Origin of the sequence: Arachnia propionica, assembly GCF_900637725.1 — a bacterium.
GTDB classification, from domain to species: Bacteria; Actinomycetota; Actinomycetes; order Propionibacteriales; family Propionibacteriaceae; genus Arachnia; species Arachnia propionica.
Map to the genome: position 1 here is coordinate 2,645,820 of NZ_LR134406.1, position 15,910 is coordinate 2,661,729.

Consider the following 15,910-nt stretch of genomic DNA (forward strand, 5'->3'; position numbering starts at 1 on the left):
ATCGGAGGATTGACATCAGAACTGGCCACCTGACCGACACGACTCAGACAAATACTTGTGGTTTCGGAAACTACTTGCTAGCCTAGCTGTCAGTTGTTGACCGCCACCCCAGGAGGATGACATGACCGAACACCCGAGCCCCACATCCGAGGAGGCCGCAAACCTGTTGAGACAGGCCGAGACCACCCTCACCCACACCCGGGGAAACGCGGGATGGCCGACGATAACCGCCCAGATGAGCATGGGTGCCGCCACCTCCGTGTACCTGCTGGCCAGTCGCGACACCCAATTCGACGCCGTCTCCTTCATCGGCATGATGGTCTGGGTGTTGGCACCCTTGATCCTCGTGGTCGCGTTCGCGAAGGTCGCCAAGAACGGTTTCGGGATTCGCTGGGGCCTCTACATGGCGGTCTGGGCCCTGTGCTGGAGCATCTCCATGTTCTTCCCCACCGCCGCGGTCCGGGTGCCGCTCGCGGCGGTGATCGCGGTCGCGTCCTTCGTCGGCGCCCTCGTGGAGGCACGCCGATGAGCACCGAACATCCCCGCCACAAGCTGGTCGACGAGTTCACCAACCCGGTTCGTTTCTCGCTGGTGGCAGGGCTGGCCGGGGTCGAGCAGATCGACTTCGCCACCCTACGCAACCACCTCCAGGTCTCCGACTCCGTGCTCTCCCGCCAGGCCAGCCAGCTCGAGGGCCTCGGGATCGTCGCCGTCCGCAAGGGTTACATCGGGAAACGCCCCCGCACCTGGTTCAGCCTCACCCCGAAGGGCCGCAAGCTGTGGAAGTCCCACCTGGCGGCGCTGCGGGCCATCGCCGAGGACTCCGTTCTCGCTGCCTCGGGGGACGGTTCCTGAGAGGCCCGGCCCGAATTCCCGCGGCGATCCGGCCAAGCGGGCAGACTGGGTGGCATGAACATCGAGAAACTGATCACGGAGGCCCCCGGGCAACCGGACTTCACCAACAACGCCTGGATCGTCGGCGATGACCGGGAAGTGATCGTCATCGATCCGGCCCACCAGCCCGACCGCATCGCACTCGCCGTTGGCGACCGGAAGGTGAGGGCGGTGCTGCTGACCCACGGGCACTGGGACCATGTGACGGCAGCCCCGGCCTTCGCGGCCCTGATGGGCGACCCGCCCGTCCACCTGAACCCCGCGGACGAGTTCCTGTGGCGGGAAACCCACCCGCACGAGGCGTTCCGGCCCATCGCCGACGGCGACGAGTTCACGGTCGCCGGGGTCACGCTGCGGGCGGTCGTGACCCCGGGGCACACCCCGGGCGCGACGTGTTTCGTCACCGACGGGGTGGTCTTCACCGGCGACACCCTCTTCGAGGGCGGCCCGGGGGCCACCCGCTGGGACTACTCGGACTTCGACCGGATCATCGCCTCGATCCGGGAACGCCTGTTCATCCTGCCCGACGACACCGTCGTCAACACGGGCCACGGCCCCTCCACAACCATCGGGAAGGAACGCCCGCACCTGGACGAGTGGATCGCCCGGGGATGGTGAGGCCTGTCGCCTGGCCGCGTCCGATCCCGGAGGGGCACTCCTGGCGGGCGCTGGTCGGGGATGGCTGGCCCGCCCACGTGCGGGTGCTGCACCCCGCGTCACGACGGATCGACGGCGTGGAACACCCGGTGCGGTGGCAGGAGATCGCTCCGGAAGGAGTGTCAATCGCGACCGCTGGCTGGTCCGAGGTCTCCGGGATCGGGCTGCACGAGGGCGCCGCCGGTCCAGGATGGGACCACGAACCGGACATCGGCCCGAGTCCCCTGATCCTGTCGGTGCTGCTCCGGCAGATGCTGCCCGGCGTCCCGGAAGGCCGCGTCTGGACCGGCGAATGGGACGGCTGGGGAAACCGGAAACGCCCTGCGGGTTCCCGGCCACTCACGGTTCCGGGACGGAGATACCACGTGACCGCGATGTCACCGCGGAAGCTGCTGACGGAACTGAATCCCGACCGTCTCCCGGATGTCGTCTGGGATGAGGCCGGAACCTTCATCATCCTGGCGGACATCGACCTGCCCAGCACCGTCGTCGGCTGTCAGAAGGGAATCGCCGAGAGGCTCCTCCGGAACCCAGGCCTGGAGGCCGTGCGGGTTGACGGCGCCGCACCCGTCGTCACCTGATCCCACCCTGCGAGTGGTCGCGTTCTCAATTCGCGCCGGGACCCGGACCCGCCCCTGCCCCGGCAAGGAGCCGATGAGCCGGACCGCTCCCCGGCTCCGCCCGCGGGTTTTTCACAGCTGGATGGCCGCCAGGCGGGCGCGGTCCTCCGGGCCCGGACGCCCGATGATGAACCGGGGCGGGTAGGACTGCGGATGGGGACGCACCAGATGGGGCAGTTCCGCGACCAGCCGTTCGAACCACACCCGGTGGATGGTGTTCCCGCCGTCCATGAAGTCCACCAGGTCCACCCGGGGGATGCTGGTGGCTTCCAGGTCCAGGGGAACTTCCGAGAAGGTCACCACATCGTCGCCGGCGAACGTTCCCAGGAAGTCGCTCATGAGATCCACCCGCGTCTCGCCGTGACGCTGCAGCGCGTCCCGGCACGCCCGGTGGACGACGTTCTCGGCGTTGAACTTGAGGGTTTGCAGGCGGCGACGCGTGGCGGGTTCCAGCTGCGGAACGTACTCCTGCCACCTGCCGTCGACGACGACGTGCGGAACCGGGTGGACTCTCTCCCGGGCGTCGATATTGGGTTCCAGCAGGTCCATGAGTTCTCCCCAGTGCCGGGTAGTGGAGTTGACCAGCCACAGGTCCTTGCGAAAGGCGGGGATGGCGACCCACGGGGTGCCCGTTTTCCAGGAGTAGTACGCCAGAGCCTTGGCGACGTAGGCGGCCTGGGCGAACCACGACACCTCGTAGGCGGGGGGATTCTTCACCGCGATGACATCGGAGTCGTATCCCATGTCCTGGACCAGGATGTCGTGGGCCAGGGCCCCGAAGTTCTCGAAGGCCCTGCTCAAGAACTGGAGGTCCTCGACGTCCGTCCGGGGCTGGGGCAGTTCGTCCTCGGTGATGACCCGCATGCTGGACGGCTCGTCGATGACGAGCCCGATGCCGATGAAGTCGGTGAGTTTCCCCACCAGCGCCACCCGCGCCCCGCCCCGGTCCATGAAATAGGAGGCGTCGCGCACGATGGGAACCACGTTCGCCAGGTCGAGCGGGGGGCGGTTGATGCTCTGCTGCCACGCCTCCTCCAGGTGCTGATGCACTTGGCTGACGAGTTCCTGCTCCGGAATCCCGGTTCCGCCGGCCGGGAAGATGTCCGGGTTGATCCCCAATCCCCTGCCGTCGTTCATCCGGAAGTAGACCACCCCGAGTTCCACGAACCTCTCAGGCTGCGGCTGCGGCACCTCTACGACCGCAGGATGAAGGGAGACGATCCTGATGAGTTCTTCCGGCGTCATACTCCGAGCTTAGAAGTTCCTGGGCTCATCCCGGCTGCGCAGCACTCAAACTGGAAAAAGGCCCGCTTGGGCCCCGATTCCAGGTTGAGTGCTGCGCAACCCGGATACCTTCCAGATCCCTCACCCGCGCGGGGCGAACATCGTTGCAAATGGTGGTGGAACACCACCGCTGCCAGATCCCTCACCCGCGCGGGGCGAACATGATCACCCCCGCTCCGGTCAGGCAGATACCGGCACCAATGAGATCCCAAAGGTCGGGATGGTAGCCATCGGCGACCATCCCCCACACGAGGGCCCCGGCTATGAACAGCCCCCCGTAGGCAGCCATGATCCGCCCGAACGACGATTCGCCCTGGAACGTCACGATCAGCCCGTAGAGGGCCAGCACCAGGAATCCGCCGCCGGCCCAGAGCCAGCTGCGGTTGCCCCTGATCCCCTGCCACACCAGCCAAGTACCGCCCAGTTCGGCGGCGGCGGCCAGGACGAACAGCACCACGGTACGAACGACACCCACGCCAGCACCCTACGCGACCTCGTTCCGCCAAGGCGCAACGCTTCTGCACGCCACACCTTCCCCTCGGGGTTCGACTCCCTAGACTGGCCTCAACCGAACCAGGAGACTGCGACATGAAGGTACTCATCACTGGCGGTGCCGGCTACATCGGCAGCACCGTCGCCTCGGCCTGCGAGGACGCGGGCCACGACGTCGTCATCCTCGACGACTTCTCCACCGGGCGCCGCGAGTTCATAGGCGAGCGCCCCCTCTACGAGGGAGACATCGCCGATGACTCCCTGCTGGACCGGCTCTTCGGCGAGCAGCGGATCGATGCTGTCGTGCACTGCGCCGCGAAGATCATCGTCCCGGAATCCGTTTCCGAACCCTTGGCCTACTACGAGAACAACGTCGCCAAGACCGTCACCCTGCTGGCCGCCCTGCAGCGCAACGGCGTGGAGCGATTCCTGTTCAGCTCCTCCGCCTCCATCTACGCCCCCGACGAGAACTTCGTCGTCACCGAGGACTCGCCGCTGCAGCCCGGCTCCCCCTACGCGCGCACCAAGTTCATGGTGGAGCTGATCCTCGAGGACTTCACCCGGGCCAGCGACGTGCGGGTCGCCTCGCTGCGCTACTTCAACCCCATCGGCACCGACCCGAAGCTGCGCAGCGGCCAACAACTGGAGAAACCCTCCCACGTGCTGGCGAAACTCCTGGAAGCCTGGGTGAACAAGGAGACCTTCACCGTCACCGGCGTCGACTGGCCCACCCGCGACGGTTCCGGTATCCGCGACTTCATCCACGTCTGGGACCTCGCCCGGGCGCACGTAGCAGCCCTGGAACACTTCGACGAGGCCACCGCTACCAACCCCTACCAGGTGTTCAACATCGGCACTGGAAACGGCGTCACCGTCAAGGAACTGGCGGCCTCCTTCGAGAAGATCACCGGCGACCCGCTGAAGGTCCGCTTCGGTGATCCCCGCCCCGGTGACGTCGCGGGTGTGTACACCGTCTCCACCAAGGCGAAGGACGTGCTCGGCTGGGAGGCGGAACTCACCGAGACCGACGCCGTGCGTGACGCCATCGCGTGGTTGCCCGTGCGAAAGGAGAGTTTGGGTTATTGACCGGTTTCAGGACGGGTCGGTTGCCTCGGTCCAGAGTTGACGGCGTTGCTTGGCGCGGCGCCGGTCCAGCAGGCTCGTGGCCACGCAGATGCCCGCCAGCAGGAGAATGGCCCAGAAAAGTTTGCGGATCATGGCGACCAACCTACCTTCCCGAAAGTAATTCCGATTGGGATTCAAGACCGGGGTGGGGGCGGTTCGGGGTGATCCGCGACCACGGTCCGACGCCGCTTCGTCGCACCCCTGAATAGGCTTGCCGACCATGATGGCCGATCTCTCCGAGACGCATCGCCGCCTGCTGCTGGACGCTGGGACGGCGCTGGGGACGTTCCTGCTCCTGGTGCTTCCCCTGGTTGCGCTGGGGATTCCCGAGGAGGCCGCCGTGATCGGCTGGTCGACGCTGATGGTTGCATCGTTGGCGTTCCGGCGCGTCAATCCGCTGCTGGCCGTGGTCGTGTGCGCGGTGGCGGGCACCGGAATGGTGCTGCAGGTCCCCTCCCCCGTGCCCGCGATGCTGGTGGTGCTGGTGATCGTCTTCTCGGCCGCCAGGCACCTGAGCGCCACCGCCGGGCTGGTGGTGATTCCACTCGGGATCGCCGCATCCATCCTCGGCCCCCTGTCGTGGCTGGGCCGGATCCCGGAGGGGCAGCGGTTCCTGGCGGGCGGGTTGCTGAGCCTGTTGTGTCTGTCACTGATGATCAACGCCTACCTGCTCGGCAGGCGGGTGGCGGTCCAGAATCACGTGACCAGACTCGACGAGGCCCTCGCGGAGGAACGTTTCCTGGCCGGGGCCCGCAGCGCCCAGGATGCGACAGAGCTGGCCGAGGACAGGGCCCGCACCGAGGTGGCCCGGGAACTGCACGACGTGGTGGCGCATTCGCTGTCGGTGATCGTCGTACAGGCCGAGGGGGCGAAAGCCCTGGCCACCAAGAAACCCGAGGCGGCCGTCGAGGCGCTGAACGTGATCGCCCGCACGGGCCGCAGCTCGATCGGGGAGATGCGCCGGATCGTTTCCCTGCTCCGGGGCGAGTCGGACGCCTCCTTCGGACCGTCACCGTCGCTGCCGCAGATCCCGGAGATGGTTGCCAAGGCCGGCCCCAGGATCACCCTGGAGATGCCGGAGGAACTGCCACCCGTCCCGGAATCGCTGGGGCTGACCGCCTTCCGCGTGGTGCAGGAGTCGGTGACGAACTTCCTCAAGCACGCTGGCCCAACAGCCCGGGCCACCGCCACGATCACCTGCGAACTGGAGGCCATCGACATCCGCGTCACCGACGACGGGGTCGGAGTCCAGGCCCCCACCGAGGGACGGGGAGCCGGGGTGCGGGGGATGCGCGAGCGCGTCGCGGCGATGGGCGGTACCTTCAAAGCGGGACCACGCACCGGCGGCGGCTACGAGGTCAGGGCGCGACTGCCCCTGCCCTCCCAGCTGGGACGGGGCTGGCTGAAGTGAGGAGGAATGGATGATCAGGGTTCTGCTGGCCGACGACCAGTCGCTGGTGCGCAGCGGATTCCGCATGCTGATCGACTCCGCCGACGACATGGAAACCGTCGGCGAGGTCTCGAACGGGGCGGACGCGGTGATGGTGGTCAAGTCGCAACCGGTTGACGTGGTGCTGATGGACATCCGCATGCCGATCATGGACGGAACCGAGGCCACCCGCCAGATCACGGAGCTCGGTGGGGAGACGAAGGTGCTGGTGCTGACCACCTTCGACCTGGACGAGTACGTCTTCGCGGCCCTGCGCAACGGGGCCTCCGGGTTCCTGCTGAAGGACGCCCTGCCAGACGACCTCCTGGGTGCGATCCGGACCGTCGCCGGCGGCGGGGCGGTGGTGGCGCCAACCGCCACGCGGCGCCTGCTGGATCACGTCGCCCCGAAACTGCCGGCCGGCAAACCCCGCGACGATTCCCGGCTCGACGGGCTGACCGAGCGGGAACGCGAGGTACTGATGGAGGTGGCGCGGGGCGCCAACAACACCGAGATCGGTTCCCGCCTCTACATGGCCGAAGGCACCGTCAAGACCCACATCGGCCGACTGCTGGCCAAACTCCAGGCCCGCGATCGCGTCGGGCTGGTGCTGATCGCCCACGAGTGCGGGCTGCTGGACTGAGTCCTGCTGGGGCCGGTTGAGCCGGGTCGCGAGCACTCTTCCTTGAAGCTGGTTGAGCCGGGTCGCGAGCACTCCTCCCCAAGCCGGTTGAGCCGGGTCGCGAGGAACGAGCGACCCGAGTCGAAACCCCTGACACCCGGTAGCCAGAACCCAACTCCAGTCACCATGGTTTCGACACGCCCCACTCGCTGACGCTCGCAGGCCGGCTCAACCAACTTCGCCACTTCCAAGCCGGTTGAGCCGGGTCGCAAGGAACGAGCGACCCGAGTCGAAACCCCTGACACCCGGTAGCCAGAACCCAACTCCAGTCACCATGGTTTCGACACGCCCCACTCGCTGACGCTCGCAGGCCGGCTCAACCAATTTCACCACTTCCAAGCCGGTTGAGCCGGGTCGCGAGGAAAGAGCGAGCAGGCCGACCCGACCAACTTGATGAGGGCTGGTTCCGAGCCGGCCTGCTTCAGGAGGGCACCGGTTCAATCGGTGTGCGACCTCTCAGCCGACGATGTCCTCCGCGACCATGCGGGCGGCTGAGGCGGTGGCGTCGGTGGGCTGTTCCTCGGCGGCCAGTTCGGCGGCGATCCGCTCCCGGTAGTTCGACTTCTCCTGCTCCAGGCGGGCCTCGTCCCAACCGAGGACCGCGGCTGCGATCTCGGCCACCTCGTCGACGGCGGCGCCGCCGCGGTCGCGGGCCTCGGAGTTGAGGCGTACCCGGGAAACGAGGATGTCCTCCAGGTGCAGGGCGCCCTCGACCGCGCAGGCGCGGTGGACCTCGGCGCGCAGGAACTGCGGGGCCGCCTCGAGGGGTTTGCCGAGGCTCGGGTCCTCGTCGATCGCGGCGAACAGGTCGGGCAGTTCGGAGCCGTAGCGGCGCACCAGGTGGTGCAGCCGGTCGGCGTCGAAACCGTATTTCACGCCCAGGCGGCGCGCCTGGTTCTCCACCGCGTCGAAACCTTCAGCACCCAACAGCGGCAGCTGCGCCGTCACCGAGGGCCGCGCCTTCGCGAGGGACTGTCCCAGGGCGAAGTTGACGGCGTCCTCGGCCATCACCCGGTAGGTGGTGAGCTTGCCGCCGGCAATGGCCACCATGCCCGGGATCACCTCGGTGACGGTGTGTTCGCGCGAGACCTTCGTCGACTTCGACTCGTCGAGCACCTTCGGCTGGAGCAGCGGCCGCAGCCCGGCGTAGGTGCCGATGATGTCGTCGCGGGTCAGCGGCGGGTCGAGGACCTCGTTGGCGTGATCCAGCACGTAGTCGATATCCTCGGAGGTCGGCACGGGGTGTTTGAGCTGTTCGTGCCAGGCGGTGTCGGTGGTGCCGATCACCCAGTAGTGCTGCCACGGAATGATGAACAGCACCGACTTCTCGGTGCGCAGGAACAAGCCAGTGGTGGCCTTGAGGCGTTCGCGCGGGATGACGATGTGGATTCCCTTGCTGGTGAGCACCTTCAGCCCCCCGGTGCCGCCCGCGAGTTCTTGGGTCTGTTCGGTCCACACGCCGGTGGCGTTGATGATCCGGTCGGCCTCGATGGTGAACTCGTTGCCGTTCTCCAGGTCGACGGCCTTGACCCCGCAGGCCCGGCCGCGCCCGTCCTTGAGGACCTCGGTGACCTTGACGCGGCTGGCAGCAGCGGCCCCGTACTTGACGGCGGTGCGGATCAGCGTGATCACGAGGCGGGCGTCGTCGACTCGGGCGTCGTAGAACTCGATGGCGCCGACTAGGGCGTTGCGTTTGATCTCGGGGAAGCGCCGCATGGCCCCGGCCTTGCTGAGGTGGCGCTGGATCGGCACGGTCTTGCGGCCCTTGGAGCCGATGCGCGCGAGGGCGTCGTACATGCCGACGCCGACCGCGGAGTAGGCGCGCTCGATGACGGGGGTTTTCAGCGGCCACAGGAAGGGCTGCGCCTCGACGAGGTGCGGGGCGATCGTGGTCAGCAGCCGACCGCGTTCCCTGAGGGCCTCGGCCACCAGTTTGAAATCGAGGTTGTAGAGGTAGCGGAGTCCGCCGTGCACCAGCCGAGAGGACCGCGACGACGTGCCGGCAGCCCAGTCCTGGGCATCCACGACGGCGGTGCTCAGGCCGCGCGCCGCGGCGTCGAGAGCGATCCCCGCCCCGGTGACACCGCCGCCGATGACGAGGACATCGAATTTCTGGGAGGTCATGGCCTCAAGGGAGGTGGCACGCTGTTCCTGGGACAGAACTGTCATTTGAGGGCTCCTTCGCTCGGTGACCCCAGCCTCCCCCCTTGCACGAATGTTCACAACCCAGTTGCACATTCGTGCACGCCCGTCGGTTTCCGACACGGCGCGCGTGCAGGGACGCCGAAATCATCCCGGATGCCCCGCGACCACTCGGCCGTCGCGCAGCTCAAGGACCTCGTCGGCGCGCGAGATCAGCAGCGGGTCGTGGGTGGCCACCACGGTCGCGGTGCCGCGGATCCGGGTCACCTCGAGGATCAGGTCCATGATCCGCTCCGCGGTCTCGGAGTCGAGCTGCCCGGTCGGTTCGTCGGCGATGAGCACCTCGGGGCGCGCCACCAGGGCCCGCGCCATCCCTACCCGCTGCTGTTGCCCGCCGGACAGTTCCCCCGGCCGCTGCCCGGCGTGACGTGTCAGGCCCACCAGTTCGAGGACCTCCGCCACCCGTTCGTCGCGTTGCCCACGTTCCATGCGACGCAGCCGGAGCGGCACCTCGACGTTCTCGGCCGCGGACAGCACGGGGATCAGCCCGAAGTTCTGGAAGACGTAGCCGATGCGGTCGCGTCTGGCGGCGGCCAGTTCGGCCTCGGAGAGTTCCGACAGGACGTCATCGCCGAGCAGCACCCGCCCGCTGGTGGGGCGGTCCAGGCCCCCGAGGAGGTTAAGCAGCGTCGTCTTGCCGGAACCCGACGGGCCCCGCACCACGGTGAGACGCCCGGCCCTCACCTCGACGTCCACGCCGGCCAGGGCCTCCACCGCGGTCTGCCCTGAACCGTATCTCCGTCCCAGCCCGACGCCCCTGAGCACGCTCATCGGCCCTCTCCTCGCCGCACGGTGATGTGATCCTCCTCGCCGAGGATCCGCACCCGGTCCTTCAACCCGAGGCGGATCACGTGTTCCTGCGGGATCTGGATGCGCCCCGCCCGGTCGATCACGGTGTACTCCTCAGCGAGGGTGCTCTCCCGTCCGTCCGGGCCGGTGATCCTGCGGCGGATCACCTCGGTGGAGGTGCGGCCGTCGCGGATGGCGACGGTGCGGCGCACGTGGGAGCTGACGCCCCGGTCGTGGGTGACGATCAACACCGTGGTGCCGAGGTTCTCCGCGGCCCGGCGCATCACCTCGAGGACCTGCGCGGAGTTCTCCTGGTCCAGTTCCCCGGTCGGTTCGTCGGCGAGCAGCACCCGGGGGTCGTTGGCCAGCGCCGCGGCGATGGCGACCCGTTGCTGCTGCCCGCCGGACAGCTGCGCGGGACGCCGGTCGGCGCATCCAGAAACGCCCAGCAGCCCCAGGAGTTCCCGCACCCGCTTGTCCCGCTCCCGGCGGCCCGCGATGACCATGGGCAGGGCGACGTTCTCGGCGGCGCTCAGGTAGGGCAGCAGGTTGCTGGAGGTCCGTTGCCGGACGAACCCGGCCACGTGCCGCTGGTAGTCGACCCGCTGGGCGCGGTTCATGGTGGTCAGTTCCACCCCGGCGACACGCGCCCGCCCGCCGGTGGGCCGGTCGTTGCCGGACAGGATCCCCAGCAGCGTCGACTTGCCCGACCCGGAGGCCCCCACCAGCGCCACCACGTCGCCCTCGTCGATGCTCAGGTTGAGGCCCTGCAGCGCCTGCACCTCGATCCCGTCGGTCGAGTAGATGCGCACCAGGTCCTCGCACCAGATCTGTGGAACGTTCATCCTTCCTCCCCGATTCGCAGCACCCTGCTCAAACTGGCCCGCCCGGCCGCCCGGGCGCTCACCACGACCGCCGCCGCCGCGCCGCACACCAGCGCCGCCACCACCGCTGCCAGGGCGACGAGGTCCGGGTGCCAGGCGGGCCGGTGGTTTCCCGTGGTCAATCCGCTGAGGTCGAGGCAGGACACCAGCAGCCATCCGGTCCCGAGCCCCAGGCCGACCCCGAGGCTCAGCGCCACCCCAACCAGCGGCCCCAGCTCCCAGGCGGTGACGCCCCGGGCCTGTTCACCGGTGGCGCCCATGGTGCGGAGCACCGCCAGCAGCCGCAGCCGGTCGGGACCGCCCATCACCTGAACCAGCAGCACCGCCGCGACCGCGAAGACACCGGCCAGCGCACCGGAGACGGCGAAGATGCGTTGCAGCAGCGACAGGGCCGGGTGAGCCGCCACCGCGGCCAGGCCGTCGGCCGCGGTCAGCACCTGGGCGTAGGGTTCCAGCTCCTGCAGCTGGGCCGCGATGGCCGCGGGATCGACCCCGGGCCCGGTGGCCACCAGCAGGATCGTCGGGGAACCCGGGCTTGCCCGCCACTGGTCGGTCCTGGCCAGCGCCCAGTCGCCGGTCTCGCCTGCCCCTGGCAGCGCGGGCAGCGATCCGACCAGCCGCGCCCTGCCCAGCTCCGCCAGGCTCGCGGTGTCCCTCCCGATGCCCTCGCTGGTGAGCATTTTCGGTTCGCCGTCCTCCCAGAACTCCCGGGGCGGTTGCGTGTCGATGCCCTGGGTCCAGACCCGGGCGAGTTCGGGTTCGGCCAGCCACAGCCTCACGTCGTGGCCCTTGAGGTCGCGCTGGTTCCCCGTGAAGAACAGCCTCCCGGCGGCCACCACCCCGTCGATGGCCCGCACCTTCGCCAGCAGGTCGTCGGTGATGCGCGGGCCCGACAGTTTCACGGCCGCCCCGACGTCCTGCCAGACCGCGGCCCGGGCGCCGTGGGAGACGGTGCCGAACAGGCCGACGCCGGCCACCGCGACGGCGGCTCCGAGCACCACCGCCATGGCGGGAACCCCACCCGCCGTTGGGGCGCGCAGCGCGCGGGTCGTCCCCAGGAACCCCGTCAGCCCCGGGCCCCGCCGGAACCAACGGACCAAGCCGGTCAGGGGAAGCGGGTAGAACCGCAGCGCGGCCACGCACCCTGCGGCCGCCAGGGCCAGCGGGGTGAGGGTCGCGAGCCAGTCGATGCCCGCATCCGAGCCGGCGTCGCGGGTGAACAGCTGCCAGCAGGCCAGTGCGGCGCCCGCCAGCACGGCCACTTCCGCGGCGATCCGCCAGCGCCCGCCGCCACTTACCGACAGGTCTTTGCGCCCCGTGGGTGTGGTGGCCTCGACGCCCAGAGCCAGCATCGCGGCGGGAAGCAGCCCGGCCACAATGGTGGGCAGCCACTGCCAGGCGCCGATGTCGAAGGGCACCAGGAGGGTCGCTGCCAGGTGCCCCAGCAACGCAGCGGGCATCCCGGCCAGCAGCCCCCAGCCGGCCGCCCAGACGCGCAGCTGTCGCGGTGAGGCGCCGCGGGACCGGGTGATGACCAGCGTCGCCCGGTGTCGTTGCAGCACCATCCGGACCGCCACCAGCATCAACGCCACCGCCACCCCGACGGGTCCCGCGACCACGACGGCAACCAGCGAGGCCGTGGTGCATTGCTGTTTCACGATCCCGTCGAGCACCTCGGTCAGTCCCGTGTCGAACCGGGCCTCCTGGCGTTTCAGGGCGGGTTCCAGCGCGTCGGCCGGAACCACCTCACGGACATCGGACTGGAAACCGACGAGCTGGGTGCGCAGCTCGGGCAGCGAAACCCGTCCCGCCGCCAGCGATGCGGCGTCGAGGGGATACCAGACGAAGAAACCGACCCGGGTCCCGCTCTCGGCCGCGACGTTCAACAGGTCCTCGGGGGCCATGAAGGCGGCGACGGCGGCGGCGGTGCCGCTGTTGGGATCCACCTCCTGCTCCAGCTGGAGGCTCGGATCGAACCGCCAGCGCGGGGCGGCGGGGTCAGCGATGCGTACGGTGCCCACCAGGGCGATGCCCTCGCCCAGCGCGTCACCCGCCCGTTTGCCGATCCGGGCCGCGACGTCGTCGGGAAGCACCACCTCCACGTTCCCGGTCTGCGGCGATACCCCGGGTTGCGGCCAGCGTCCCGAGACCAACTCGAACTGGCTCGTCATCTCGGGGTTGGCGGTCAGGGTGACGCGGACCTGGTAGAACTCGGTGCCCTGCGGGACGAAAACGGACTGAGCCCCCAGATGGGCCAGTATCTGGGGCGACCCGAGCAGTCCGCGCAGCGGTTCGGGTTGCGCGGCGCGCAACCGGTTCAGGGAGTCGAACCAGACGCCCCACGGGTCGTCGGTCCCGCTGCCACCCACCGCGACCTCGGTGTCCCACCGGGCGCGGAGATCGCCGCGAACGGCCGAGACCTCCCCCACCCGGGAGGCCAGATATTCCGCGTCGGCCTGCGCCAGGGCGCGCGGCGCCAAGGTGACCAGCCCCGAAACCACGGCGACGAACAGCGCCAGCAGCAAAGGCGCCCAGATGTCGGCGATGAACATGCGGCGCGCCAGCCGGGAGAGTTTCATGGCGTCTCCTCCCGGAGGTGTCCGTCCCGGATCTGCCCGCGGATGACGCGGCCCAGCGCCCACGTCGTCGCCGCGATCAGGAACACGAAAACGGCCAGCAGCGCACCGGGCCAGGCGGATTCGATGCGCGGCTCGACGGGCAGCGACACCGTCCCGGGCGCGACGACGCCGCTGGCCAGGCCGGCCATCAGGGCCCGGCAGAGCAGCCAGGACGCGCCGGCCCCGAACGCGGCGGCGAAGACCACGACCCCGAGCAGTTCCAGGACCCGGCCGCGAACCTGGCTCCCGGCGTCGGCACCGAGGGCGTGCAGCACCGCCACCTGGCCGCGCCGCATCCCGGCCTGGGTGAAGGCCACCGCCCCGATCCCCAACACCGCCAGCACCACCGACCCCAGGGCCGCCGAACGGAACCGGGACGCAACCAGGCGGCTGGGGTCGTCGGGGGCGGCCTCCGTCGGCGTGACGGTCACCGCCGACACTCCGGGCATTCCGCGCAACCTGTCGGCGGCCTCCCGGGCCTCCTCCCCCACCGGGGACAGCCACAGCTGGGAGGGAGCGGGCAGCTCCGCTCCCCGGCTCTCCAGCGCCCGCCGGAGCGAACCGGCATCCGCCAGCAGGGCGTTCGACCGGGTCGTCCCGGGAACGGCCTCAACATTGGCGGCGACCACGGCCAGCAGATGCCGGGAGAAGAGCTGGATCTGGAACTCATCGCCCACCGCGAGCCCCGTCTCCTCGGCTAGCCGCGGGGTGATGGCAACCGGCAGGCGTGGCCCTGGCGGTTGCGTCCCCAGGCCTTCCGGCAGGTTCTGACCGGAGACCGCGGCCAGCCCGGGGATGTCGGCGGCGATGGCGGTCAGCGCGACCGGGCCGATCGAGGCCTCCGGGTAACGCCACACGGGGGTCGAGGGCTGGGAGGCCAGCCGCCCCACCTCCGCGTCGGCCTCCCGCAGGTCCGCCACCACGGGCGCCCCGGCGGCGAGGTTCCTGAGCCGTTGCTGCAGGGGCGGGGCGGTGCCGTCGTATCCCGCCGCCAGGAGGGTGGTTCCGACGGCCAGCACGGTGGCCACGGCCGCGACGGCGAAGGCCCCCAGGTTCCGCGCCACCTGGGCGGCGGCCAGCGCACCTGTGAGACCACGACCCCGCAGCAGCACCACCTCGGCGAGACGCGCCAGGGGACCGAGCAGGGCCACCGCCACCAGGGCGGCCAGCAACAGGAGCAGCGCGGGGGCCGCGGTGGCCAGCCAGTCGGGAACGGGACGTTCCCGGTCCCATCGGATGGTCGATCCGACGCGCAGCAACTGCGCCGAGGCCAGCCCCGCCCCTCCCGCGATCAACACCAGCGACGTAGCGGCCACCGCCGTCCGCAGCCTGCCCGCACGCAGCCGCGAGGTCTCGTCCCGGCCCGGCCCGCGCAGCCGCCCGATCCCGGCCAGGGCCACACATCCCAGCACCAGCACCAGGGTGGCGGCCCCACCCGCCAGCACCGGCGCCACCGGGACACCGCCGAAAAGAGTCAGCACCGCCCACGCCAGGCCCGAACCGGCGAGCGAACCCGCCAGGGCCACGACGCCCGCCTCCACCAGATTGGCGAACAGCACCTGGCCTCCGGTGGCGCCCCGGCCCAGCAGCTGCAGCGTCTCGGTTTCCCGGGTGATCGCAAGCAGCCTCGTCACCCGGGAAACGGCCAGCGCGGCGACGATGGCCAGCAACCCCGACGGAATCCAGGACAGGGCCCGCGCCACCGCGAGGTTCCGGGCAGCCGAGGTGGCGGTTTTCTCCAGGTCGCCCAGCACCTGCACACCCCGCACACCAACCTCGCTGGAACGCAGCTGCTGCCTCAGGGCGGTGGCACCCCGGGCGAGGGGGTCGAGGTGTTCCGCCGCGATCCGGGCGGGCTCGGGCCGGATCGTCCACCGGGCGAAGGGCTCCGCCTCGGAGGCTCCCGCGATCACGGCGGGATCGGCGACGACGTCGCGTGTCACCTCCACCGGCACGTCCCCGAAACACGATCCGATGATGCGCCGCACGGTCTCGTCCTGGACGGCCGGGTCGGCGGCCCGGCGGGTGACGATCTCGGCGCCGGCCGTCCCGTCGACGGTCAGCGCCCGGCGGGCGGCGGTTCCCTCCTCGAAGGCCGCCCGGCCGAGTACCCCGGAGAGGACGCCCGCGACGACGGCGGACAGCGCCAGCAGCACGGCCAGCAACCCCACGGACCCCTGTGCCCGCCGGACAAGCCACCGCCACCGCGACAACATGACAGGACTGTAGAGGAC

15 protein-coding genes are annotated in these 15,910 nt (G+C 69.8%); 7 read left to right on the top strand and 8 right to left on the bottom strand.

Going from position 1 to position 15,910, the window contains the following annotated elements; genetic code table 11:
• Positions 1-121: 121 nt before the first annotated feature.
• From EL272_RS11825 to EL272_RS11840, 4 genes are read left to right on the top strand one after another with little or no spacing between them, the layout of a single operon-like run.
• A complete protein-coding gene (locus EL272_RS11825; protein ID WP_061787983.1) occupies positions 122-529 on the top strand; it encodes a hypothetical protein in 408 nt (135 codons plus the stop codon).
• Complete coding sequence (locus EL272_RS11830) at positions 526-855, top strand: winged helix-turn-helix domain-containing protein (protein ID WP_014847440.1); 330 nt, start codon at positions 526-528, stop codon at positions 853-855. The genes EL272_RS11825 and EL272_RS11830 overlap by 4 nt, the downstream gene beginning before the upstream one ends.
• Positions 856-909: 54 nt before the next feature.
• Complete coding sequence (locus tag EL272_RS11835) at positions 910-1,512, top strand: MBL fold metallo-hydrolase (RefSeq protein ID WP_014847441.1); 603 nt, start codon at positions 910-912, stop codon at positions 1,510-1,512.
• Entirely contained in the window at positions 1,506-2,132 is a 627-nt protein-coding gene (locus EL272_RS11840) for a hypothetical protein (protein WP_061787984.1), read from the top strand. The genes EL272_RS11835 and EL272_RS11840 overlap by 7 nt, the downstream gene beginning before the upstream one ends.
• A 111-nt stretch (positions 2,133-2,243) precedes the next feature.
• Here the strand turns inward: EL272_RS11840 and EL272_RS11845 are convergent, their stop codons facing one another.
• The gene (locus tag EL272_RS11845) at positions 2,244-3,416 is read right to left on the bottom strand and encodes a DUF1444 domain-containing protein (RefSeq protein WP_061787985.1); all 1,173 of its coding nucleotides are present in this window, start codon (positions 3,414-3,416) and stop codon (positions 2,244-2,246) included.
• Positions 3,417-3,597: 181 nt separating this feature from the next.
• Positions 3,598-3,930 (bottom strand): YnfA family protein, encoded by a 333-nt coding sequence (locus EL272_RS11850; RefSeq protein WP_061787986.1) that lies wholly within the window; start codon positions 3,928-3,930, stop codon positions 3,598-3,600.
• Positions 3,931-4,043: 113 nt separating this feature from the next.
• Here EL272_RS11850 and galE point away from each other — a divergent pair, with 113 nt between their 5' ends.
• On the top strand, positions 4,044-5,033 hold the full coding sequence (gene galE / locus EL272_RS11855) for a UDP-glucose 4-epimerase GalE (protein ID WP_061787987.1): 990 nt from the start codon (positions 4,044-4,046) through the stop codon (positions 5,031-5,033).
• Between the two features lie 6 nt (positions 5,034-5,039).
• Here the strand turns inward: galE and EL272_RS15900 are convergent, their stop codons facing one another.
• The gene (locus EL272_RS15900; protein WP_255265831.1) at positions 5,040-5,165 is read right to left on the bottom strand and encodes a hypothetical protein; all 126 of its coding nucleotides are present in this window, start codon (positions 5,163-5,165) and stop codon (positions 5,040-5,042) included.
• Between the two features lie 127 nt (positions 5,166-5,292).
• Between EL272_RS15900 and EL272_RS11860 the strand changes: the two genes are divergently transcribed.
• Both EL272_RS11860 and EL272_RS11865 read left to right on the top strand, forming a co-directional pair.
• Complete coding sequence (locus tag EL272_RS11860; RefSeq protein ID WP_126379167.1) at positions 5,293-6,483, top strand: sensor histidine kinase; 1,191 nt, start codon at positions 5,293-5,295, stop codon at positions 6,481-6,483.
• Positions 6,484-6,493: 10 nt separating this feature from the next.
• On the top strand, positions 6,494-7,144 hold the full coding sequence (locus EL272_RS11865; protein WP_014847448.1) for a response regulator: 651 nt from the start codon (positions 6,494-6,496) through the stop codon (positions 7,142-7,144).
• A 495-nt stretch (positions 7,145-7,639) separates the two neighbouring features.
• Here EL272_RS11865 and EL272_RS11870 read toward each other — a convergent pair whose 3' ends face one another.
• The 5 genes from EL272_RS11870 to EL272_RS15905 form a co-directional block, all read right to left on the bottom strand.
• Positions 7,640-9,352, bottom strand: a complete 1,713-nt coding sequence (locus tag EL272_RS11870) for a glycerol-3-phosphate dehydrogenase/oxidase (protein ID WP_014847450.1) — start codon at positions 9,350-9,352, stop codon at positions 7,640-7,642.
• A 120-nt stretch (positions 9,353-9,472) separates the two neighbouring features.
• Positions 9,473-10,156, bottom strand: a complete 684-nt coding sequence (locus EL272_RS11875; RefSeq protein WP_061787989.1) for an ABC transporter ATP-binding protein — start codon at positions 10,154-10,156, stop codon at positions 9,473-9,475.
• Positions 10,153-11,019 carry an ABC transporter ATP-binding protein gene (locus EL272_RS11880; protein WP_061787990.1) on the bottom strand — a complete coding sequence of 289 codons (867 nt, stop codon included), beginning with the start codon at positions 11,017-11,019 and terminating at the stop codon, positions 10,153-10,155. The genes EL272_RS11875 and EL272_RS11880 overlap by 4 nt, the downstream gene beginning before the upstream one ends.
• Positions 11,016-13,637 (bottom strand): FtsX-like permease family protein, encoded by a 2,622-nt coding sequence (locus EL272_RS11885; protein WP_061787991.1) that lies wholly within the window; start codon positions 13,635-13,637, stop codon positions 11,016-11,018. Before EL272_RS11885 ends, EL272_RS11880 begins: the two co-directional genes overlap by 4 nt.
• Positions 13,634-15,892, bottom strand: a complete 2,259-nt coding sequence (locus EL272_RS15905; RefSeq protein WP_061787992.1) for a cell division FtsX domain-containing protein — start codon at positions 15,890-15,892, stop codon at positions 13,634-13,636. The genes EL272_RS11885 and EL272_RS15905 overlap by 4 nt, the downstream gene beginning before the upstream one ends.
• Positions 15,893-15,910: the final 18 nt, after the last annotated feature.